This is a genomic window from Natranaerofaba carboxydovora, from assembly GCF_022539405.1.
GTDB lineage: Bacteria > Bacillota > Natranaerobiia > Natranaerobiales > Natranaerofabaceae > Natranaerofaba > Natranaerofaba carboxydovora.
On record NZ_CP054394.1, the window covers coordinates 1,918,388 to 1,941,484 of the forward strand.

The following is a 23,097-nucleotide window of genomic DNA, read 5'->3' on the forward strand; positions in this document are numbered from 1 at the left end:
TTATACAAACAACAATAAAAGCCAAGGAAGTCCCGGCAGCACTCATTTAAGAGTGCTGCCAAATAAACTTTCGCCAGTTAGAACTTACAGCATTTTTGCCTACTTAACAAAGCTATTAAAATGTTCAGCATTAACTATCCTCTTCCTGTATAATTTCGTTCAGTTTATCTATCACAGGTAGTATCACCTGGCTAAAACCTTTGGCCACATCATCAACATCTAATTCTGTATCAAGGTTTTTTAACCGATAGTAAGTGGATATACCTAAAAGCCCTATGCCTAGCTTAAACTTTTCTTTAATGACTTTTGCTTGAACCTCGTCATACTCTTTTTGTCTTAAATAGCTCTGTAAATAAACATTATCTTCGTTTACCAACACCATAAATTCGCTATCGTCTTCATGATGGATCTTTACTGCACTTTGATCTTCATAATCATCCGGCCACTCTTCGCTGTTAATAAGTCTAATTGGCGGGAGTTTAAAACCTGTTTGCTTTCTTGGTGTACCGGGATTATTTTTTCTTTTCTTTTGCGGTTTTGTCACCTTTAATTTAAATGTCTGAACAAGTTCACCTTCCACTACTGCAGGTGTGGTTACAGCTACTCGTATTTCTTTACTGTCGCCTTCTTTTAACCCCATAAGTGCAGGTTCTAAAGTTATAATCAACCTACCATCTACCAGCTCATTGCTTTTTTTAAGATCATCAGGGTTAACTTTTAATTCTCCTGGATAATCGGGTCTACCAAAATAGTTATTTACTGCGTTTAGCTTAAAAGTAACTTTACAGTAAGAATTTTGAGGGCATTTTTTCTTTCCGGAATCTAGATCTATAGGTTCAAGAAACGTAGGAAATCTTTTTAACTCAATATCATCATCATCGACTTTATCTCCTTTGCCACCTTTTATATGAGGTATAGTTACCCCGGGTTTAAATAAGCTTGTAATCTCAGGGTTTTCGTTTACCATTTTCTTTAATAAATCTTTTGCAATCTCTTCGTTTTCCGTTCGTTCCTGTAGTGCATTTTCTTTTCTGCTTTGATTCCATTTTTTAAGTGTTTCGTCTTTTTTAAGTTGTTTTTCTAGCTCTTTTTCAATCTTTTCTCTTAAATCTTTTCGCATACGATCACGCGATCCCATAAAAAGCGTATTTTGCACTTCTGGTGGTAGGTGTGAACAGTCTACATGTACTAACAAAGTTTTTGCCAACCAGGGTTTTCTTACTTCTTTTCTAGTAAAAAACCTCCGGTCAAAACTGCTGTGCATTACACCATTTACCGTAAGTATGATTGCTTCTGAAGGTTTCAAGAAGTGTCTTTCTTTATCTTTTTTAAAAAGCCACATCTTTAACTTTAGCTCACCTATATCTGGGACTTTAAAGCTACTAACTTGAGGGAAATCCCCTTTACCTTCAATATATTCTTCTCTATTTGTAAGTGATTCAAGCCTTGCGTTCATGCCAGTAAGTGTAGTCTCTTTTGTTTTACCACCATAGTCCCTGTTTTCTATTATCCTTATAGGCATAGGTATTTCAAACATAGCCCTGTTTAAACTGTAATACAAGTTTAAGGTTGCCACTGTAGTATCCGCTATGTCGTATTCATAGAGTTTTATAAAAGTCCCGTAATTTATTTCACGGTCGTAGCTACCAGCTTCAGTGCCGGGTAAGATTTTTAAATCTTCTTTGTAAAGCACGGGTATTTCCCCCTCAGGAGCAAAATATTCATAAGTGGGCTGTTCCCACCGATTTGGCGAAGGCTTTTTTCTTACCAGAGTAAAACCCCAGGGGTTATCTGTAGGCGAAGAAACAAGCTCCGGTGCTTTCTTGGAAAGTACCAGTTGATAGTTCTTTTTACCGCAAAACGGTAGTGCCCCTGTGGCCCCCATGTTAAATTTGCCCATTGTAAAGCGGATTTTCTTTTTATTATCTTTAAACAGGCTAAGAAGTGTATCAGAAAAATCTTCAGGTCTTTGGCCTTCGCCTTTGTCGTATATAATATAACACGGCTTACTTTTTTTACCCGTAGCTATTAGTTGGATATTATGTGCCAGTTTGTTCTGTGTTTTTATGTCCAGCATAGCTGGGTCCCCATTTGGGATATTAAAATAGTTTTCTGTCACATCTGTCATTTCTATTGGTGCGGTATCGCTTTTTGGATCTATACCGTCTTTTTTTACTTCTTTTAGCATTACTGCATCAATACTGTTTGTCAGTTTTTCTACAAGTGCCCTTGTAGAATCTTCCTGCTGGTTATTAAACCCGCCAGCATTATTAGGTAAATCGCCATAATAACGCCAGTTATCAGGATTTTGGAATATTTCATGTTCGTTTAAAACTTTATCTACCTCTTTCTCAGTTTCTGCTGTCACGAGTTGTTCTAAAATCTTTTCATACTTGATAAAAGATCACACCCCTCTCCCTTTTGTTACTAAAAATTATTAACTTTATTAGTTTTTAATGAATTATAGTTTTTTTTAATGGGTGCACCCTTGCTCTTGGCTAATGGTTGGTGACTACAAACCCCCATAGCGGACTTTCACCGCCTAGCTAATCGCCATGCATGGCGCACAACACAAAGATTGGTGCTTGTCACAGCACCAATCTTAAGCCTTTTTGTGAGAGTTCCAAATTTAGTTTTTGTAATTTGCCCTAAATAATCTTTAATATTTTTCATTTATTATTTTCATTTATTTTTATAACTTTATTATTATACCTTATTCTGTTAGAATATTTTAAAAGAGTTACAATTTTCCCTTCGAAATAACCTTAATATATTTTATCATAAAACTTTATTGTTTATGTAAAAATTAGACAAGCCTTTACTGTGGATAAACGAATAATTGCTATAGAGTTACTAAACTGGTTCAATTTGAAAAGAGGCGATAATTTGGAAATGACGCTGCCTGTTTTATTTTTTCTTTCTATACCTGAAATGATAGCTTTATCTTTGTTTGTTCTAGCCTTAAACAAAAGTTTAAATTATTGGAAAAAAGGGGTAATAGTCGGTGTTTTTCTTGCGTTAACCGTTTATTGCTTACGTCTCATTCCTATCACATTTGGTGTTCATACTTTAATCTTGATTTCATTATCGGTAACTATATTTTTCATTGTTTTTAATTTAAACCTTATTAAAACTATCCTCTCAGTATTATTAGGACAGCTAATTATTATTATAGGAGAGTTTTTTTCTATAGTAATTATTCCAAATAGACTTGGGATTTCTAATGAAGACATCTTTGAAAATTCTGTTTTATGGATAACATTTGGCTGGTTTTCAGTTATTCTAGTTATAATTGTTACTTTTATTATCTATAAATTTACATTGAGGTGAGGAGATAAATAGTCCGATAATTTGTATTTTAGCTTCAACAATTAGTTTTCCTCTTCTTGGTAAGCTTGCCTATTTTATTTCATCCACATTAGAAGAAGTTATTTTACCTTTATTATTACCAGCCCAAAATGCCTGAATCTCTAAGAGAAGTATAATATTACAACTTTTTTGGGGGGGGTATATTTCCCTTCTCTCTTTTTGTTGAAGGAGTGAATCTTCATGGGATGGAAAAAAAATCGACTTGAAAAAATAAAAGAAATTATTATTTTGACTCAGTTTTTTGCTATTACTCTCATTTCAATTTCGCTAATTCATTACTTGAATCCAAGTGATTTTAAAGAAGCTGTTATGCTTCATAGAACTTTTATACCTTTTTTTATTTTATTACTTATATTTGGAATAACATATTTTAAAGAAACTTTTTTAAATAAAAGTGAAGATAGAATCTACAAATATAGTTTTTTGTTAAATATTTTTTTGTTAATAATAGTCACTTTTGTTGTAAATATAATAGGTCAGGATAGAACTTTAATAAAAGCCCTATATATACTTCCTTTGCTTACAATGTCCATAACTCACGGGCTTTATCCTGGCCTTGTTTTTGCAAGTTTGACAAGTATAAACATTATTTTTTTTCATTCTGAGTTTTTAGGTATACAAACCTTCCTTGATTTTAATTTTGATATTAATGTTATTTTTGTAGGAATTTTGTTCTTAATTGCCTGGTTAGCAGGTCGCTTCACCAATCTCGAAAACAAAATCAGGAATGATTTGATAAATTCAAATTATGCATTAAAGGAAAGCGAGAGAAAATATGATCTCCTTTTAAATGGCACATCAGATATAACCATACTCTGCAAAGTTGAAAATAATTTAAAGCTCAAAATTGTCAAAGCAAATAACTACTTCATTGATGCTGTGAAATCAACTTGTGAAAACACAACCGGAAAATTTCTTCATGAAATTCTCTCCGAGAGAACATTTGACATTTGGAATGATAAAATATATCAAGCTTTGAAAAAAAGAAAAGAAATCCGTTTTGAGGATTATTATTTTGACAATCATTTTGATACCAAAATAATACCTACCATAGATGATAAAGGAAAATGTACACATGTTATTATAACTGCTTCTAATATAACCTACAAAAAAGAAATAGAAAAATACAGACTAAAGATGGAGAAAATGGAGTCAATCGGTCTCCTTGCAGCAGGTATTTCCCATGATTTTAATAATCTCCTCATGGTCTCCATGGGAAATATCTCTTTAGTCAAGCAAAAACTTAATCTAGCAAAAGAACATGATGAAAACGTTATAGACCTATTAGAAAACGCAGAAAAGGGGCTTGAAAAATCAAAAAATCTTACAAGTCAATTGCTAACCTTCACAAAAGGTGGAACTCCCATCAAAAATGCAACTTCTATTAAATCGGTAATTGAGGAGGCCTGTTTCTTTGCTTTAACAGGTTCTAACGTTAACTGTCAACTAAATATTCCTAAAAACATCCCCGCTGTTGAAGCCGATGAGGGACAGATTTATCAAGTTTTTAATAATATCATAATTAATGCTGATCAGGCTATGCCTGAAGGCGGCACCGTGAATGTTTCTGCAGAGAAGATTATTATTGATGAAGAAAAAACTTCCTTCCCATTAGAAAGTGGAGAATATGTCAAAATTTCAATAGAAGATAAGGGGATAGGCATCCCACAAAAATATATTGACAAAATTTTTGACCCTTATTTTTCTACCAAAAACCAGGGTAGTGGACTTGGGCTTGCTACATGCCATTCTATAATACTTAAACACGGTGGATATATAACAGTAGATTCTGAAGTAGGTATTGGATCTACTTTTACAATCTATCTTAAAGCAGCAAAAACCGAGGAGGTAGAAAAACCAAATACTAAAACAATAGCCGAGGAAAAAGATAAGTTTAAAGAAAAAGGCAGAGTACTTATTATGGATGATGAGGAGATGATTAGAGAAGTATTATATCAAACCCTTGAAACTATTGGCTATGAAGTAGCTTGTGCTAAAGATGGTAATGAAGCAGTTGGGTTAGTTGAGAATTCAAAAGAATCCTTTGACATAGCCATGTTAGATTTAACAATCCCCGGTGGTAAAGGTGGAAAAGAAACTATTAAAGAACTAAAAGAACTTGATCCAAATATTAAAGCATTTGTTATGAGCGGTTATATCGAAGATAAAATTATTGCTAATCTTAAAGATTACGGTTTTGAAGGCGTAATAACTAAACCTTTTACTGTTGAGAAAATAAAAGAAGTGCTTAAAGCTCAACAATGAAATAAAAAATAGTTAACAAAGAAGGCCTCAGTAGATTTAAAAAACAGCATATATTGACAAGTCAACCTTTGTATAATAAGATAATAGTTATAATTATCAGAAAATAAGATTAGTTATTAATATGAGATGGGTCAAGTAAACAGAAATATATCCCTCTCAAAGTTACTTAATCAGCTTCAAGGCTATATTAAAACGTATATTAAAAAGGTGTTTGTACAAAATACCTTTTTAATATAAATTACAAGGATGAAAAGGGGCGAAATTTATGAGTGAAGAAAGCAAATGCCCAGTAACGGGTAGAACTAAAAAAAATCCCACTGTAGTAGGTGGCTCTTCTATTAGAGATTGGTGGCCTCATCTGTTGAACCTAAATTTGCTCCATCAGAACTCAGAATTAAGTGATCCTATGGATAAAGACTTCAACTATGCTGAAGAATTTAAAAAGCTTGATTTAGAGGCCGTAAAAAAGGATCTATATGATCTGATGACTGATTCTCAGGATTGGTGGCCTGCCGATTACGGTCACTACGGGGGCCTTATCATCAGGATGGCCTGGCACAGTGCAGGTACTTACCGCCAAGCTGACGGACGCGGAGGTTCAGGGGCTGGGAACCTACGTTTTCCACCTTTAAGCAGCTGGCCAGACAATGCTAACTTAGATAAGGCACGCCGTCTACTATGGCCAATTAAGCAAAAATATGGCAAAAAAATCTCCTGGGCTGACCTTATGATCCTTGCTGGCAACTGCGCTCTAGAATCGATGGGATTAAAGACCTTTGGTTTTGCTGGCGGACGCGAAGATACGTGGGAACCAGAAGAAGATGTCTACTGGGGACCAGAGAGCGAGTGGCTCGGAGATGAGCGTCGTACCAGTGATGGCAAGCTAGAAGGTCCCCTAGCTGCTGTACAGATGGGGCTTATATATGTAAATCCAGAAGGACCCGGTGGTGAGCCCGATGCTGTCGCTTCAGGGCGTAATATTCGAGAAGCCTTCGCCAACATGGGTATGAACACTGAAGAGACGGTTGCACTAATTGCCGGTGGTCATACATTCGGAAAATGTCACGGTGCCGCCGACGATTCATATTTGGGTCCTGAACCTGAGGCAGCAAGTATTGAAGAGCAAGGCCTTGGCTGGAAAAATAGTTACGGCAGCGGCAAAGGCCGTGATACAATCACCAGTGGCATTGAAGGTGCCTGGACACCAACTCCTACAAAATGGGATAACAGCTATTTTGACACCCTATTTAAATATGACTGGAATCTTGTTAAGAGTCCTGCCGGTGCCTACCAGTGGGTCCCTACAGATCCAGAAGCCAAAGAAAAGGTGCCGGATGCCGAAGATCCATCCATAAGGCACGCACCGATGATGACAACAGCAGATCTAGCTTTAAGGATGGATCCCATCCTTAAGCCAATTGCAAAGAGATTCCATGAGAATCCAAAAGAATTTGAGGACGCCTTTGCCCGTGCATGGTTCAAATTGACCCACCGTGACATGGGGCCACGTTCTCGCTATCTTGGACCGGAGGTACCTGAAGAAGAACTGATATGGCAAGACCCTGTACCAGAAGTAGATCATGAATTGATTGACGAAAAAGATATCCAGGACCTTAAGGATAAAATCATGGCTTCTGATTTGTCAATCTCCCAGTTAGTTAAGACTGCTTGGGCTTCAGCATCTACTTTTAGAGGTTCTGACAAACGCGGAGGGGCAAACGGTGCACGCATACGTCTTGAACCACAGAAGGATTGGGAAGTCAATGAACCAAATCAGTTAAATTCTGTGCTTAAAACACTTGAAAAAATCCAAAAAGAGTTCAACGATGCACAGTCAGGCCAAAAGAAAGTGTCGCTTGCTGACTTGATTGTCTTAGGTGGATGTGGGGCTATAGAGCAAGCTGCTAAGAAGGCCGGTCACAAAGTGTCCGTTCCTTTTACACCTGGACGCACGGATGCATCACAGGAACAGACCGACGTGGAGTCATTCAAAGTATTAGAACCTACTGCAGATGGTTTTCGTAACTACCTCAAAACCGAGCCTTCTATTACACCAGAGGAATTTCTAATAGATCGGGCACAACTTTTAACATTGACCGCCCCTGAAATGACGGTTTTAATCGGCGGCATGCGCGTCTTAAACGCTAACTACAAAGAATCACAGCACGGTGTATTCACAAAGAATAAAGAAACACTCACTAATGACTTCTTCGTGAACCTTCTAGATAATAACACAACATGGAAAGCAAAATCTGAAGACAAAGACTTGTTCGAGGGTCGTGACTACACAACAGGCGAGCTCAAATGGACCGGTACCCGTGTAGACCTCATTTTTGGATCAAACGCCCAACTTCGGGCCATCGCAGAAATTTATGCATGTGATGACTCACAGGATAAGTTCATAAGTGACTTCATATCTGCCTGGAACAAGGTAATGAACGCAGACCGTTTCGACCTTGCATAGCATAGATTAGTAACATAAATAAGGCCAGAAGAATAACACTCCTGGCCTTGCAAAAACGCTGGCCTTTAAAATCAAATTAAGGCCAGCGTTTATTAGTTAATTTGGTTATTGGAGAGCTACAAATATTCCTTTAAGAATGAAACTAAATTTAGAGGTTTACAACTTATTTTGTAGAAGCTATCAATAGAGATAATATGATTAACACAAACCAACAAACTTGGTGCAAAGGTGGAGTTTTATATGAAAGACATAAAAATAGAACTAAGAGAAAAACTTAAAAGTTTACCAGATATTTCATATGCTGCAGCCGCAGATTATGAAAAAAATAAAGAGGCAATTGTAGCAGAAGTAAATGAAATTATGAATAGTCAAGATGATGTCAATCAACTCACTGGTAATAATCCTATTAATTTGATGGAAGAAAATCATCAAAACCACGCCGAATTTATGACTAACTTATTCAAAATGAATAAGTTAGAGCTATTATTAACTGTAGTTCCATGGGTCTATCGTACTTACCATAATCAAGGATTTAATTTTGAGTATTTTCTCCGGACTTTTAAAGCTTGGAAAGAAGCAGTAAATAAATATTTGGAGCCTGAAAATACCTACTCTATTTTAGAGATCTATCAGTGGTATGAAGAAAGCCATGAGAAAATGATAGAACTTGCTAGGTTGGATGAAAAGCCTCCCATTGAGATATCTCCTAATTGGAAAAAGACAAATCAAGACTTTTATTTAGCCCTTATGGAAGGAGATCATAAAAAGTGTATGGACATAGGTGATAAAGCTGTAAATTCCCCTGAAGACTTACAAAACTTTTATCTCCAGGTAGTACAACCCAGCATGTACAACATCGGCTTCAGATGGGAAAAGGGAGAGATATCAGCTGCCCACGAGCATTTGGCTACTGCCATTGTTTCTAGAGTTATGGCAAATCTATACCCTAAATTTATACTCATTGAGCACACAAAGGAAAAAGCAGTGATTACAGCTAGCCCTAATGAATACCACGAACTTGGAGCCAGAATGATAGCAGACCTTTTAGAAGTAGAAGGATGGGATGTAGATTATTTAGGTGCTAATGTCCCCGGCGAGGAATTAATTGAACTACTACTTGAAGAACCTCCTTTCCTACTAGGAATTTCTGTAGCTATGCCCTTTAATATCGATAAAACATCAGAATTAATACAAAAAATCAAAACCAATGAAAAATTAAAGGACATCAAAGTCATGGTAGGAGGAAAAATCTTTGCAGAACATACTGAACTTTGGAAAGCAACAGGTGCCGACGGTTATGCAACAAATGGCAAAGAAGCCATCGCTCTAGCAGCAAAATGGTGGGAAGATTGGAGGTAAAATACAGTGATAGTGGACTTTTTAATAAATCAATACACTGAAAGTTTAAGAAAATATCTGCAGGAAATTAGTACTACTTTTATAGTTACCACGGATAAAGACTTTAATATTTTGGACTGCAATGAAGAATTTTTACGGCTGTTAAACCTAAAAGAAAAACCTACCTCCATCCCTTTAAGTAACTATCTTAAAAAAGAAAAGGGAAATATTCTAAAAGAATTAAAGGAAGAAATTCAGGAAAGTCCACATAAAACTAGACTTAACTTTTACGATGAACAGGAAAACATTTATCTGATAGACTGCGCTATATTTGAAGATAAGAAATATTATATAATATTTGGTGAAAAACACTTCTTTACAGGAGAGGAAATCATAGCTAAAATGTCGACATTAAATTACGAGCTCTCCAACATGACCAGGGATTTGAATAAAAAGAATATTGAACTAAAAAAAGCTAATAACACTATTAATAATTTATTAAGAACTGACCCTCTTACTAACATTTCCAACAGAAGATGTTTCATAGAAGCATTAGAAAAATCTTTATCCTCTCTACGCCGTCACAAGACGCCGTGTTCCCTTGTAATGATAGACATCGACAAATTCAAGTATATCAATGACCACTGGGGACACAGCATAGGAGATCAGGTTCTCATTGATCTTGGTAAAATATTAGAAGAGCATTCCAGAAAAGAAGATCTCCCAGCCAGGCTGGGTGGGGAAGAATTTGTAATTCTTTTACCCCATACCGGCTGTAAAGATGGGATAGCCTATGCTGAAAAAATCAGGCAGGCCCTAGAGAAGCACAAATTTAGTTCACTAGATAAGACCATAACCGCCAGTTTTGGAGTCACAGAACTCAAAGAAAATGATTCATCAGACTCCGCACTTAATAGAGCTGATACTGCCATGTACATAGCAAAAGAAAAAGGACGCAATAGAGTAGAAAAAAACTGCTAAGTTTAATTTTCTAAATACAGGATACATACAGATCGAAACGCTGTACAATATCCAACTTTGACACTCCACACGCATAAATGCGTGGGATTCTTGGGTAGCTTTCCGTCCTCAATCCATTTCTGCTTTGGACAGCTCCCAAGCTAAGGGTATGCCAGTACCCTTCCCATACCAGTGCATATAGCAGTATGGGCTGATAGACTGCAGCTTAAGCTGCTCCATCTATCACAGGTGCATGGATGATATTCATCCCTGCTACCCGGTCTCGGTGCGAACTAAAACCGCAGGTGCATTGATATTTTCTATCTTTTGCTTGGTTTAGTATTTTACATACAGGACATGTTTGACTGGTGTATTTAGGGTTTACAAATTCTACTGCTATGCCTGCTAATTTTGCTTTGTACTCAATGTATGATGCTAGACGATAGAATGACCATGCATGAAGGTTCTTTTCGTTTTTACGGCTTGTTCTTGCCGTGGTTCTGATATTAGATAGTTTTTCTAATCTAATGGTGGAAACTTTATTATCTATTGCAAAGTCAACCACTTTACGGCTGATTTTATGGTCCTGGTCTTTCATCCAGCGCTGTTCTTTGTCGTTGAGGTTTTTGATGGCATTTAATTTTTTTGCTTTTCCTAATTTACGTCGTTTTGTTTTGAATTTTCTGCGGATATATTTGTTTTGTCTGCCGTTACCGGTGAATTTTGTTTTGCCGGTACTTGTTACTGCGACTGCTGGAGATTTTAGGCCTAAGTCTACGCCCATTATTATATCTGTTTCTTTAGGTTTAGGGTCTGGTAGTGTTACACATATTTGGGCTATCCACTTGTTTGATTTCTTTGTGATGCGCAGTGTGCCCAGTTTGTTTTTAAGTAGCTCTTTTTGATATTCGGTTAATACGGCTTTTATGGCTATACGCTTTGATTTAGTATTGATACATACTGGAAATTCAATGATGTTGTCTTTGATTTTGTAGTTTTGATTGTTCCATATACAGATTGGTTTTTTAAGGATAGGCACTCTTTTTATCTTCTTTGATCTACGATAAACACTTTTTGCATCACGGATTGCTTGATTTTTGACGGCACTTGGCATTGATACATTAACATCTTTTGATGATAGTTTTAATGATTTTTTAGCTTGGACCATTTCAGAAACTAGTGTGTTAATGGTTTTTATGTATTCTTTTGATATATCTATCAGGTGTTTTTCTTGTTCTTTTGTTGGTAGTAGTTTGATCTTCGCTGTTTTTTCCATGAGTTCACCCTCTTGTTTTTTGTTCTTCGACATACTTTTTGATAGTATCGCTTGATACATTACCTGCTGTTGATACGAAGAAAGAACGTGTCCATAAGCTTGGTAGATGTTTTAAATGTTTGAACTCTTGACGAAGTTTTCTTGAACTCACCCCTTTTATTTTCGCCATAATTTGAGATGGACTTATTTGTGGTAGAGCATTTAGAAATAAATGCGTATGGTCTTTGTCACACTCAATTGCCAGTACTTCTATTTCCTGTTCGATACATACTTCATGGACAATTTCTTTAAATCGCTCTTCTACCTTTTGATTTGAAAATATCTTTCTTCGATATCTTGGGCAGAAAACAAAATGATAGTTGATTAATGATACGGTTGTTTTAGTTCTTCTATATTCTTGTTTCATAACTCTAGTGTATATGTTTTTTATTTGTGCTGCAACGATAATTTATAAAAAAATGGGCTTTCATCCCACGATTTAAAACCGTGGGCTTTTCGCCCTTGTACTGTAATAATGGATATAGGGAGTTTTCGTATATGGGATATTAATTCCGGCAAGTGATATCCCAAAAAAATTACTACAGCTAATAGAAAAGTACTTTTTACGTTTTATTTTTTTACTACATATTTAGCAATTTTAAAGCAGGAATAAAGTGAATAAGCTAGAATTATTTATAAACACATAAATTTTTTAATCCTTTTAGGTCTTTTATAAATTTAATATCGAAGAGTTAGGTGCCTTTATTAATAAGGTTAAAAGGGAATCAGGTGAGAATCCTGAGCGGTCCCGCCACTGTAAGGGTAAGGTTATTTTCAGTATGCCACTGGAGTATCACTCTGGGAAGGCCGAATCTAACCAATGATCCCAAGCCAGGAGACCTGCCTAACTAGCGTTCACCGCAGAACTACGAAGGATGGGGAGGTGACTATATTCTATTTTACTTGCTATATTATAAAATAGATAATACTAACTCCCTGTCAGGGGAGTTTTTTTCTTGACAAATTCTTTTAAGATAGAATACAATTGAAATAGTAACTGTTTGAGAACGATTTTCAATCTCATGTGGTTTTTAGCATATATACATCTCTAATAGTTTAAATTCATTAGTTATTTACTTAACAATTATTGTATATAAAAAGAAATACATATTAAATATTTTGGTGGGTGATTAAAATTAAAAAGCTAACACTACACGATGCGAAAAATATTATAGTAAGAAATATCCCCTCGGTTATTACTTTAAGCAATCTAGTATTAGGCTTTTTCTCTATAATATTTACAATAAATTCTCAATATAAAGTTACATTGACATTAATTATTATATGTATGTTCTTAGACTTTCTAGATGGCAAAGTAGCAAGGATTCTTGGAGTATCTAGCTCTTTTGGCAAAGAATTAGACTCTTTAAGTGATGTTGTTTCATTTGGTGTAGCACCAGCTGTATTTACATACACTATCCTCCCTTATAATGCGTATTGGGTTTCTTTAATACTAGCGATTTATTTAATATGTGGCGTATGTAGATTAGCTAGATTTAATGTAAGCAGCAACAACAATTCTAATTTTAGTGGTTTTCCAATCACCACAGCCGGAGGATTATTAGCTTTATTAAGTTTTTATTATGCGGTTTTCCCTCCATCTATTTTCTTTATGATAGTAATAGCCTTGTCTATATCAATGGTAAGCAGAATACCTTTTTTTAGTGTAAAAAAAAGTAAAAGTCATAATGCAAACTTAAGATATTCAAAATGGTTTAGCTTGCTTTTAGTGAGTTTATTTGGAGTTATTGTACTAATCTATCCTTTTGTTATGGCAATAACTTTAATCTTATACTACTTAAGCGGTCTAACATTGATATTAAATCATTTTCAACCTACAAATCTAAACTCTCAAATTAAATTTAAGCGGTAAATAACAGGTATATTAATAGCCATCTAATAGCCTTTATTACTAAAAAATAGGCCTCCCTTTAACTAACAAAGAGAGGCCTTAACTTAATTGAAATCCCTATTTTGCAATATTTAATCTCTACCAGTTGTAATCTCTCATCTCAAAGAACTTTTGTGGGTGATCACAAGCAGGGCATACTTGTGGAGCCTTCTTCCCTGTAATGTTAAAACCACAATTTCTACATCTCCATGTTACTTCTTCAGGCTTTTCATACACTTTATTCTCTTTCAAGTTATTAAGCAAACCTAAAAACCTTTCTTCATGGTACTTTTCAGCAATTGCTATATTTTCAAACACTGAAGCAATCTCTTTAAACCCTTCTTCTTTGGCAACTTCTGCAAATTCAGGGTACATTTCGGCGTGCTCGTGGTTTTCACCATTAGCTGATTCTTTCAAGTTCTCTTCTGTAGTGCCAATAATTCCGGCAGGGAAGTAAGCTTGTATCTCTGCTTCGCCACCTTCTAAAAACTTAAATAATCGCTTAGCATGTGCTCTTTCATGTTTTGCTGTTTCTTCAAAAACAGCTGCAATCTGCTCGTATCCTTCTTTACTTGCTTGACTGGCATAATAATCATAACGATTTCTCGCTTGAGATTCTCCAGCAAAAGCGGTTAACAAATTCTTTTCTGTTTTTGTACCTTTAATAGACATAAGTTTTCACCTCTCCCTTTCACGTACTAGTATTTTCACTTAATATATATTTGATATTTTTAATATAAAATCCTTGTTCACTCCATCACTTTTTTGAATTAAATTTTAAAATTTTGTTTTAATTTATTAAATCTTAATTTTCTCTTAACATTTTTGTGAGATAATAAATAAAAACCGGTATTTCAAATTAAATAACTAATTTTAAGAAAGAGTGATAAAAATTGTCAGAAAAAATTCTTTTAGTCGAAGATGATAAGCACATAGCAAGGCTAGTCACCTATAATTTAGAAAAAGAAGGCTATCAAGTAACTCATGAGATCCGTGGAGACAAAGCTATAGAACTATTATATCAAAATGACTTTGATCTTGTAGTTTTAGATATAATGCTCCCCGGGATAAGTGGTCTTGACTTTTGCCGTAAGGCAAGAGAGTATAAAAAAGAACCATACCTGCCAATTATTATGCTTACAGCCAAAAATGAAGAAACTGATAAAATAGTCGGGCTTGAGATGGGTGCAAATGATTATGTCACAAAACCCTTTAGTCCAAAAGAATTAACAGCACGCGTCAAAGCTCAACTAAGAAGCAAATTTCATATTAATGCTATAGAAAACGAGACATCATCCAAGGCAAAAACAGGCAAAGAAAAAAGTGAAAATGAATCTAGTTCAGAAATCAATAATGATGAAATAATCGTTGGCTCACTAATATTAAACCCCAAAAAATACAGGGCCAAAATTGCTAATATCCTTTTAAACTTAACTCCAAAAGAATTTGAGCTGCTAATGTTGTTAGCAACTAGCCCTGGACAGGTATTCACAAGAGATCTATTGTTAGAAAAAATATGGGGTTTTGATTATGAAGGTGATACTAGAACAGTCGATGTTCATATACGACATATACGTCAAAAGATACAAGAAACCGGATATAATAAGGTGATCATTGAAACAGTAAGAGGTGTGGGATATAGACTAAAAGAACCAGAATAATGAAATGGAGTTTCAATGAATTGGAGTTTTTATAATGAAGATATTTAATTCGATTAAAGGTAAAATAAACACTGCATTTATTTTTTTACTTGTACTTTCTTTAGTTTTTGTTGCAGCTTATTTGTTTTATTATTTTAATAATTTTTATATGGACAATCTAGAGCACCAGTTGACACAAAAAGCTCGTATGATAACTGTAAGTATTAAAGATGATTTGGAAAATAAAGAAGGTTTGCAGCAGTACGTGCTTGACTTAAAAGATAAAACTGATGATTTTAGGTTTACTATAATTAGAAATGATGGTTTGGTACTTGCCGAATCCGAAACTGCCCCAGAATTAACTGACAACCATATAGATAGACCAGAAGTAAAAGACGTCTTAGATGGTAAAATTGGTGTTAATATAAGATATTCTAATACATTAAATAAAGATTTGTTGTATGTGGCCCATCCTGTCTCCTCCCCTGATAGTGACGAGATAGACGCTATATCTAGAGTCGCAATTCCTCTAGAACAGATCCAAGAAGCAAGGTTTAACATGGCTTTGTTTATTACATCTTCAGTTCTTTTCACATTATTTGTCGCCTGGATCTTTGGAACTCTTATTTCCCGTAATATAACACATCCTCTTGATAGCTTGACCAAATGGAGCAAACAGCTTGCAAAAGGTGATTTTTCCCATGAGTTCCCTGTCAAATCTAAGGATGAAGTGGGACAACTAGCACATCATTTTCATGAAATGAAAGTTAATCTTTCAGAATTAATGGACTCTTTGACAGAAGAAAAAAATAAATTAGCAGTATTGTTAAATTACATGCCAGATGGTGTTATAGGTGTAGATACTGACAAAAATATAACTTTGATTAATCCGGCTGCTAAAAATCTTTTTAGAATTAAAGGTGATTTGTTAAATAGACCTTTGATATCTGTAACTAGAAACTACACTTTATATAATAACCTTCAAAAAGTCTTAACAGAAAACATTCAAGTTAGTCAGAAAATCATTTTAGATAATAAAGTGTTAAGAGTATACATTACTCCTTTTCATCCAAAAAGTAATACACCTGGCGGTGCAGTAATTATACTACAAAACATCACTGATCTTACAAAATTAGAACAGGTCAGAAAAGAGTTTATAAGTAATATCAGCCATGAATTGAAAACTCCACTTACTTCAGTTCAGGGATTTATAGAAACACTGCATGAAGAATTCCCAGAAGATAACCATCAGCATAAGGAGTTTTTGGATATTATTAAAGAAGAAACCAGAAGAATGAAGAGACTAATAGATGACTTGACAATTTTGTCAAAATTAGAAACCAAACCAGGCTTTGTTCAGCCTGCCAAAGAAGAACTAAATTCTTTGATTAAACGCATAATCTCTCTAGCAAAAGAAAGATGGACAAAACACAATTACAAAATCAAAAGCACTTTGCCATCTAAAGAAGTAACTGTATTAATGGATAAGGATAAAATCCAACAAGCATTGACTAATTTGATTGATAATGCAGCCAAGCATAACCCTTCAGACACTACCGTTACTTTAAAAACTGAGTTAAATAAAAACCGAACTCATGTAAAAATCTCTGTTGAAGATGATGGAATGGGCATTCCAGAAGAAGAACTTCCTAGGATCTTCGAACGTTTTTACAGATTGGAAAAATCCCGTTATAAAGATGACCTATTTGGAGATATAGAAAGAAGTCACAGCGGGACTGGTCTTGGGTTATCAATTGCAAAACATATAATTGAAGCACACAATTCTTCTTTGGAAGTTAAAAGCCAGATTGGCAAAGGGACAGAGTTTTATTTTTATTTGGAAATTAGTTAATAAAAAACATTGATTCTGGAGCAATAAGTCATATGAACAAAGTTTTGTTTTTAATTGCAATACATCTTGATGAAAAAGCAGGAGAAATAAGGCCTAATGACAGGAAGTCATTAGCTAATTGAACTCAGGATGAGTTCCTTAATTAGGGAGCCTTATTTCGACTGTTGACGAATCTTAGATGTATCAATTAAAAACACTTTTCTTATGTGAATAGACTTTTTGCTCCAGAATCAATATTTTGTTCTTAACACAAACTTAACAAAAGCTTAATTCTTCCATAACAACCCTCCTTTATTATATAGACAAACAATAAAGAGGAGGGTTTTTTGATGAAAAAAATTTTAGCAGCGCTTATAGGTGTTTTCATTTTAGTTATTGGTGGAGTTACAGCCGGATGTGGTGGTAGCGGCGATGCAGGTAGTGGTGACAAAAGAGATACTATGGTCGAAATCCAGGGTTCAGACACAATGGTTAACCTAAATCAAAACTGGGCAGAAAATTACATGGACGAAAATCCAGAAAAATATATCTCAGTTACAGGAGGAGGCTCAGGAACTGGGATAGCTTCTCTAATAAACGATGATGTTGATATCGCTGGTTCTTCAAGAGATATGACAGAAGAAGAGATTGGTGATGCAAGAGAAAATGATGTAGATGTATATGAATTTTTGGTAGCACAGGACGGCCTTGCCGTAGGAGTACATGAAGATAATCCTGTAGAAGACTTAACCTTTGCAGAGTTAAAAGAAATATTTACCGGTACAGTAACTGACTGGTCAGATTTTGGATGGGATGAAGGTGGAGAGATTACTGTTTATAGTCGTCAGAGCAATTCAGGTACCTACGTTTATTTTAACGAAAACGTTATGGACGGGGAAGACTGGGCAGATGATGCACAATTCATGTCAGGTTCCTCAGCCATAAATGATGCTCTAAATGAGGATAAATCTGGTATTGGTTATTATGGGGTAGGTTATGTAGATGGTGTAAAAGCAATTAACGTAGCTTATGATGAGGACTCTGATTACTACACACCTTTAGATGCAGAAAACATAAATGAAGGTAATTATCCAATAGCAAGACCCCTCTACTTCTACACCAATGGAGTTCCTGAAGGTAGTGTGAAAGAATTTCTTGATTTTGTATTATCAGATAGAGGCCAGGAGTTAGTTGTTGATGCTGGTTTTTATCAGATGACTCCAGAGATGCATGAGGTTAACGAAGAACTTTTCGATGAAATATATTAGGCTGCTCAATATTAACTAACAATAACGGCTATTGTATTAAAGCTACTATTGTATTAACAAAACCATATTACATTAATTTCAACAGAGCAATAATTTATTTTAATATTGCTCTGTTGAAGCTGTGTGATCTCTTATGGAGGTGAAAGTGTTTGAAAAGCACAAAAACATTAAGGATTAAAAATTCATTGATAAGATTATATTTTACAATAAATGGTGCGCTGGCAATCATTATACTCTTAATGATATTTTTCTTTCTGCTAAACGAAGGATACCCAGCAATTAAAGAAATAGGTCTTGGAGAATTTTTGTTCAAATCTAGGTGGATGCCAAGTTCAGGGGACCCCGGGTATGGAACCCTTGCTTTAATATTAAGTACATTAATTGTTGCATTTGGAGCAATGGTTATAAGTATCCCCTGGGGGATAGTAACTGCAGGATATATCTCTGAAATAGCCCCCAAAAAAATACAGGAAATTCTAAAAACCACTATTGAGACATTAGCTGTTTTTCCTTCAGTTGTTCTAGGTTTTATCGCTTTGACTACCGTTGCGCCTTTAGTTGCCAGGATATTTGGTCTATCAAATGGTTTGACTGCTCTTACTGGCTCTATAATGTTAAGCGTTATGGCCCTTCCCACAATAATTAGTATCTCTGAAGATGCACTAAACTCAGTCCCTAAAGAGTATAAAGAAGCAGCAATAGCAATGGGGGCAACAAGATGGGAAGTTCTAAAAAAAGTAACTTATCCTTCTGCATCATCAGGGATACTTGCAGCAGTAATGCTCGGTTTTGGCAGGGCTATTGGGGAAACCATGACCGTACTAATGGCAACAGGTAACTCTTTAGCTATGCCTATGACAGATATTCATGGCATACCATTTCCTGACTTTTTGACTTCTGTACGAACTCTGACAGCTACAATAGCTATAGAAGGTTCCGATGTTCCCTGGGGAAGCATTCATTACCACTCACTTTTTGTTGTAGGGGCAATTTTATTTGTTTTAACATTTATAATCAACCTGATAGCTGATTTAGCTATAAATAGATTCAAAGGAGGGAATGGCTAAATGGCTAATCTATCAAAAAAGAAATATTCAAAAAATATTTCACAAATCACCCATTCCCTTGAGACTCACAGGCAATTTGCCAAAAAAAATATCAAAGAAAAAATAAACTTTGGCATTTTTGCTTTTGTTGCCTCTTCGGCTGTATTAACAGTTTTAGTTTTGCTTGGCATCCTCGTTAAAGGTGGCTCCGGAGTTATATCTATCGAATTTATAACACAAATGCCTATGTCACAAATGACTGAGGGTGGAATCTACTCAGCAATAATGGGCACTGTTTATCTATCTTTGTTGACATTATTATTTTCACTTCCTCTAGGTGTTGGTGCTGCAATTTATCTACATGAATGGGCTGGCAAAGGTTTTTTTGTTAGACTTATCAGGCTTAGCATTAGAAACTTAGCCGGAGTTCCTTCTATTGTATACGGACTTTTTGGCCTTGGAATTTTTGCTGCAACTATTGGCTTTGGCACTTCACTATTATCAGCTTCTTTAACTCTTGCTTTGATGTCCCTTCCAATAATCATAACTGCAAGTGAAGAAGCCTTAAAAGCCGTACCTCAAGAATTCAGAGAGGCATCTATAGCTCTTGGAGCTACCAGATGGGAAACTATTAGATATCAGGTTTTGCCTTATGCACTACCAGGGATAGCTACAGGCAGTATTTTGAGCATTGCAAGGGCTGCAGGCGAAACAGCTCCTATTATTTTGACAGGTGCCGCTTATTTTCTGCCATATTTGCCGGGTAGTTTGTTTGATCGGTTTATGGCGCTTCCCTATCATTTGTATATTCTTTCGACCCAGCACAGTCAAACAGCTGTTGTAAGACCTCTTGCATATGGCACAGCACTGGTTCTAATAGCTATAGTACTTTTAGTTAACGCTGTCGCAATATACATCAGATACAGATCAAGAAAAAATAAACTCTGGTAAGGAGTGAAATGTAATGACTAAACAAAATATAAAACAAAATGAAAAAAAAGTTTTTGAAATAGAAAATTTAAACTTATGGTATGGAAACACCCAGGCCCTAGAAGATATTAACCTAAATGTGTACCAAAACGAAGTCTTAGCATTAATAGGCCCATCAGGATGTGGGAAGTCAAGTTTTCTAAAAATATTAAATAGAATGATTGATTTAGTAGAAATCTCAAAAACACAAGGGAAGGTAACTTACCTTGGTAAAAATATTTTTCACGATGAGATAAATTTGATTGAACTTAGAAAACAAGTAGGTATGGTCTTTCAAAAACCTAATCCCTTCCCTATATCTATCTACGACAACATCGCCTTTGGTCCAAGACTTCACGATTCTAATAAAAATTTAGACGAACTAATAAAAAAATGTCTTCAGGAAGCATACCTGTGGGATGAAGTTAAGGACAGGCTTAAAAGCCCTGCCATGTCATTATCCGGAGGACAGCAGCAGAGATTATGTATCGCAAGAGCCCTCGCATGTAAGCCGGAAGTTATTTTGATGGATGAACCATGTTCTGCTCTTGACCCGGTCTCTACTACCAGGATTGAAGGGCTTATATCTGAGCTAAAGAAACATTACACTGTAATTATTGTAACCCATAATATGCAGCAGGCCGCTAGAATTTCCGATAGAACAGCATTTTTGTTGGAGGGGAAGTTGGTAGAAGTAGGAGACACCGGAAATATTTTTACTCATCCACAGGATAGCAAAACCGAAGATTATATTACCGGCCGTTTTGGCTAAAAGGGGGAAATAAAATGGCAAGAGCTAACTTTGATAAGGAATTAAACGAAATGAAATCAAAAGTTTTGTCCATGGGAGGTGCTGTAGAAGAAGCTATAGACGATTCAATCAAAGCATTAAAAAACCAGGACAAAGAACTAGCCCAAAAAGTAATAGAAAAAGATGATATTATCGATGATTTAGAGCTAGAGATTGAACAAATGTGTCTACGAATTATAGCACAGCACCAGCCAATGGCAAATGATTTAAGAAGAATAGGAACTGCCCTAAAAATAATCACCGAATTAGAGAGAATGGGAGATCATGCTTCTTCAATCTGTAAGAAAACACTGTATATGCTAAACGAGCCTTTAATAAAGCCTTTAATAGACCTACCAAGAATGGCCGGACTTACACAGCAAATGGTTGAAAAAGCACTTGATGCATATGTTAATGAAAATGTAGACGCTGCTTATCAAATCCCAGAAGACGATGATGAGATTGATTCCCTTCACCGTCAGATATTTTCTGAATTGATAACATATATGATATCTGATCCGAAAACCATCAATCAAGCCACCCAATTGCTATTTATCAGCAGTGGCCTTGAACGTATAGGAGATCATTCTACCAACCTTGCAGAATGGATAATTTTTATGGTATCAGGAGAGAGGAAAAAGTTTTGACCATTACTTTTCAAGCATTTCACATTCTTCAAGCACTTCACAATTTTGAAGTGCTTTTTTTACTAATATAGGGCCGACTAATTCAAAGAATATAACAGTGGATAAGATAATTGTAATTATTACACCATCCTCAACAGGCAGCTTATCTTCTGCAAGTACAGCCAACCCAATTGCGACCCCAGCCTGAGGAGTCAAAGCAATACCTATATTTTTGCGATATGAAGGTTCCATATCTTTACTAAAAATTGCCCCTATCCTAGAGCCAAATATTTTTCCTATTAATCTAGCAATAATATAACCAAGAGCCATTACACCAACTTGATCAATAATTCCTAAATTTAGCTTTGCCCCGGCCAAAGTCAAAAAGACAATCAAAATAGGTATCTCAACTCTTTGAAATAGTTTAAAAAATAACTGAGGGTTTGGTAAAAAATTCGTAACAGTAATACCCATAAGCATAGCAATTAATAAAGATGGTAGATCAAAAACCTCTGCAAATCCAACAGCCAGAAGAACTGTCCCCAAATTAACACTTAATAATTTATCTTCGGTAAAAGAAAATCTGTTTACAAAAACCAACATAAAGCCAAGACCAACACCTATTAGCAGCGAAAGTAAAAACTCCCCAAATATCGCTATTAATACGTGACTTTCAGGTTCTATTGATTGATAAAAAAGTACCCTAAGCATTGAAACCACTATACCAAAGCCCACTATACATAATAAATTATCCAGGGCAACAAGAGAGATTAGTAATCTAGAAAACTCTCCTTTTGCTTTGTACTCTTTAAGAATTGACATAATAGCAGCAGGAGCAGTAGCTAGTGAGAGAACACCCAATACTATAGCCAAAGGAACAGACCCAGATAACACATACATTACAATAGTTACTAGAGCAAAAGTTATAAAAATTTCAGCAAAGAAAATTGGAGGAATTTTCTTTTTTATCATCCTGAATCTATCTACTGTCAACTCCCCACCAATAGTGATGGCAATAACACCCAAGGCCATAGTATTTACTGGTTCTAGACTATTTAACAAATCCTCTGAGAGAATATTAAAAACTGATGGTCCAACAATCAAACCCGCTACTATGTAGCCGGTAACAGAGGGAAGTTTTATATAATTTACTAACCTCCCTCCAATAATTCCCACTATTAGTACAATACCTGCTGCAAGGACAGTACTTTCCCCAATCATACTAACTCCCCTCACCTAAATATTTAATTCATTATATATCAAAATTCATCATTTTAAGCTTATGATTTAAACTTTTCTATAACAGAAATCGTTTCTCCTTTATT

At 35.4% G+C, this 23,097-nt stretch carries 18 protein-coding genes, 1 pseudogene and 1 riboswitch; of the genes and pseudogenes, 14 read left to right on the forward strand and 5 right to left on the reverse strand.

Features of this window, described 5'->3' with window-relative positions; translation table 11 throughout:
- Positions 1-130 precede the first annotated feature (130 nt).
- Complete coding sequence (locus tag ACONDI_RS09175) at positions 131-2,368, reverse strand: hypothetical protein (RefSeq protein WP_241078240.1); 2,238 nt, start codon at positions 2,366-2,368, stop codon at positions 131-133.
- Positions 2,369-2,886: 518 nt separating this feature from the next.
- Here ACONDI_RS09175 and ACONDI_RS09180 point away from each other — a divergent pair.
- The 6 genes and pseudogenes from ACONDI_RS09180 to ACONDI_RS09200 all read left to right on the forward strand — a co-directional run bounded on the left by ACONDI_RS09180 (position 2,887) and on the right by ACONDI_RS09200 (position 10,417).
- Positions 2,887-3,330: a hypothetical protein gene (locus ACONDI_RS09180; protein ID WP_241078241.1), complete on the forward strand. Its 444-nt coding sequence runs from the start codon at positions 2,887-2,889 to the stop codon at positions 3,328-3,330.
- Between the two features lie 107 nt (positions 3,331-3,437).
- Positions 3,438-3,485 (forward strand): annotated as a pseudogene (locus ACONDI_RS15825) (cyclic lactone autoinducer peptide); the annotation flags it as partial.
- A gap of 64 nt (positions 3,486-3,549) precedes the next feature.
- Entirely contained in the window at positions 3,550-5,634 is a 2,085-nt protein-coding gene (locus ACONDI_RS09185; RefSeq protein WP_241078242.1) for a hybrid sensor histidine kinase/response regulator, read from the forward strand.
- Positions 5,635-5,899: 265 nt separating this feature from the next.
- Complete coding sequence (gene katG / locus ACONDI_RS09190; RefSeq protein ID WP_241078243.1) at positions 5,900-8,098, forward strand: catalase/peroxidase HPI; 2,199 nt, start codon at positions 5,900-5,902, stop codon at positions 8,096-8,098.
- 240 nt (positions 8,099-8,338) lie between these two features.
- Positions 8,339-9,457, forward strand: coding sequence for a cobalamin B12-binding domain-containing protein (locus ACONDI_RS09195; protein WP_241078244.1), 1,119 nt, complete (start codon positions 8,339-8,341; stop codon positions 9,455-9,457).
- Positions 9,458-9,463: 6 nt separating this feature from the next.
- On the forward strand, positions 9,464-10,417 hold the full coding sequence (locus tag ACONDI_RS09200; protein ID WP_241078245.1) for a GGDEF domain-containing protein: 954 nt from the start codon (positions 9,464-9,466) through the stop codon (positions 10,415-10,417).
- A gap of 205 nt (positions 10,418-10,622) precedes the next feature.
- Here ACONDI_RS09200 and ACONDI_RS09205 read toward each other — a convergent pair whose 3' ends face one another.
- Positions 10,623-11,672: an RNA-guided endonuclease InsQ/TnpB family protein gene (locus ACONDI_RS09205; RefSeq protein WP_241078246.1), complete on the reverse strand. Its 1,050-nt coding sequence runs from the start codon at positions 11,670-11,672 to the stop codon at positions 10,623-10,625.
- A gap of 4 nt (positions 11,673-11,676) precedes the next feature.
- Entirely contained in the window at positions 11,677-12,078 is a 402-nt protein-coding gene (tnpA, locus tag ACONDI_RS09210; RefSeq protein WP_241078247.1) for an IS200/IS605 family transposase, read from the reverse strand.
- A gap of 310 nt (positions 12,079-12,388) precedes the next feature.
- A riboswitch (cobalamin riboswitch) is annotated at positions 12,389-12,573 on the forward strand.
- A gap of 264 nt (positions 12,574-12,837) precedes the next feature.
- On the opposite strand from tnpA, the gene pssA reads away from it, so the two are divergent.
- Complete coding sequence (gene pssA, locus ACONDI_RS09215) at positions 12,838-13,584, forward strand: CDP-diacylglycerol--serine O-phosphatidyltransferase (protein WP_241078248.1); 747 nt, start codon at positions 12,838-12,840, stop codon at positions 13,582-13,584.
- Positions 13,585-13,701: 117 nt separating this feature from the next.
- On the opposite strand, the gene rbr is transcribed toward pssA, so the two are convergent.
- Positions 13,702-14,274 (reverse strand): rubrerythrin, encoded by a 573-nt coding sequence (rbr, locus tag ACONDI_RS09220; RefSeq protein WP_241078249.1) that lies wholly within the window; start codon positions 14,272-14,274, stop codon positions 13,702-13,704.
- Positions 14,275-14,495: 221 nt separating this feature from the next.
- Between rbr and ACONDI_RS09225 the strand changes: the two genes are divergently transcribed.
- The 7 genes from ACONDI_RS09225 to phoU all read left to right on the forward strand — a co-directional run bounded on the left by ACONDI_RS09225 (position 14,496) and on the right by phoU (position 21,793).
- Complete coding sequence (locus ACONDI_RS09225) at positions 14,496-15,263, forward strand: response regulator (protein ID WP_241078250.1); 768 nt, start codon at positions 14,496-14,498, stop codon at positions 15,261-15,263.
- Positions 15,264-15,297: 34 nt separating this feature from the next.
- Entirely contained in the window at positions 15,298-17,094 is a 1,797-nt protein-coding gene (locus tag ACONDI_RS09230; RefSeq protein WP_241078251.1) for a HAMP domain-containing sensor histidine kinase, read from the forward strand.
- A 329-nt stretch (positions 17,095-17,423) separates the two neighbouring features.
- Positions 17,424-18,341 carry a phosphate ABC transporter substrate-binding protein gene (locus ACONDI_RS09235; protein ID WP_241078252.1) on the forward strand — a complete coding sequence of 306 codons (918 nt, stop codon included), beginning with the start codon at positions 17,424-17,426 and terminating at the stop codon, positions 18,339-18,341.
- A gap of 149 nt (positions 18,342-18,490) precedes the next feature.
- Positions 18,491-19,408: a phosphate ABC transporter permease subunit PstC gene (pstC, locus tag ACONDI_RS09240; RefSeq protein ID WP_241078253.1), complete on the forward strand. Its 918-nt coding sequence runs from the start codon at positions 18,491-18,493 to the stop codon at positions 19,406-19,408.
- A complete protein-coding gene (pstA, locus tag ACONDI_RS09245; protein ID WP_241078254.1) occupies positions 19,409-20,338 on the forward strand; it encodes a phosphate ABC transporter permease PstA in 930 nt (309 codons plus the stop codon).
- A gap of 13 nt (positions 20,339-20,351) precedes the next feature.
- The gene (pstB, locus tag ACONDI_RS09250) at positions 20,352-21,128 is read left to right on the forward strand and encodes a phosphate ABC transporter ATP-binding protein PstB (protein WP_241078255.1); all 777 of its coding nucleotides are present in this window, start codon (positions 20,352-20,354) and stop codon (positions 21,126-21,128) included.
- Between the two features lie 14 nt (positions 21,129-21,142).
- Positions 21,143-21,793: a phosphate signaling complex protein PhoU gene (gene phoU, locus ACONDI_RS09255; RefSeq protein ID WP_241078256.1), complete on the forward strand. Its 651-nt coding sequence runs from the start codon at positions 21,143-21,145 to the stop codon at positions 21,791-21,793.
- A 3-nt stretch (positions 21,794-21,796) separates the two neighbouring features.
- Here the strand turns inward: phoU and ACONDI_RS09260 are convergent, their stop codons facing one another.
- Entirely contained in the window at positions 21,797-22,993 is a 1,197-nt protein-coding gene (locus ACONDI_RS09260) for a cation:proton antiporter (protein WP_241078257.1), read from the reverse strand.
- Between the last annotated feature and the right edge of the window lie 104 nt (positions 22,994-23,097).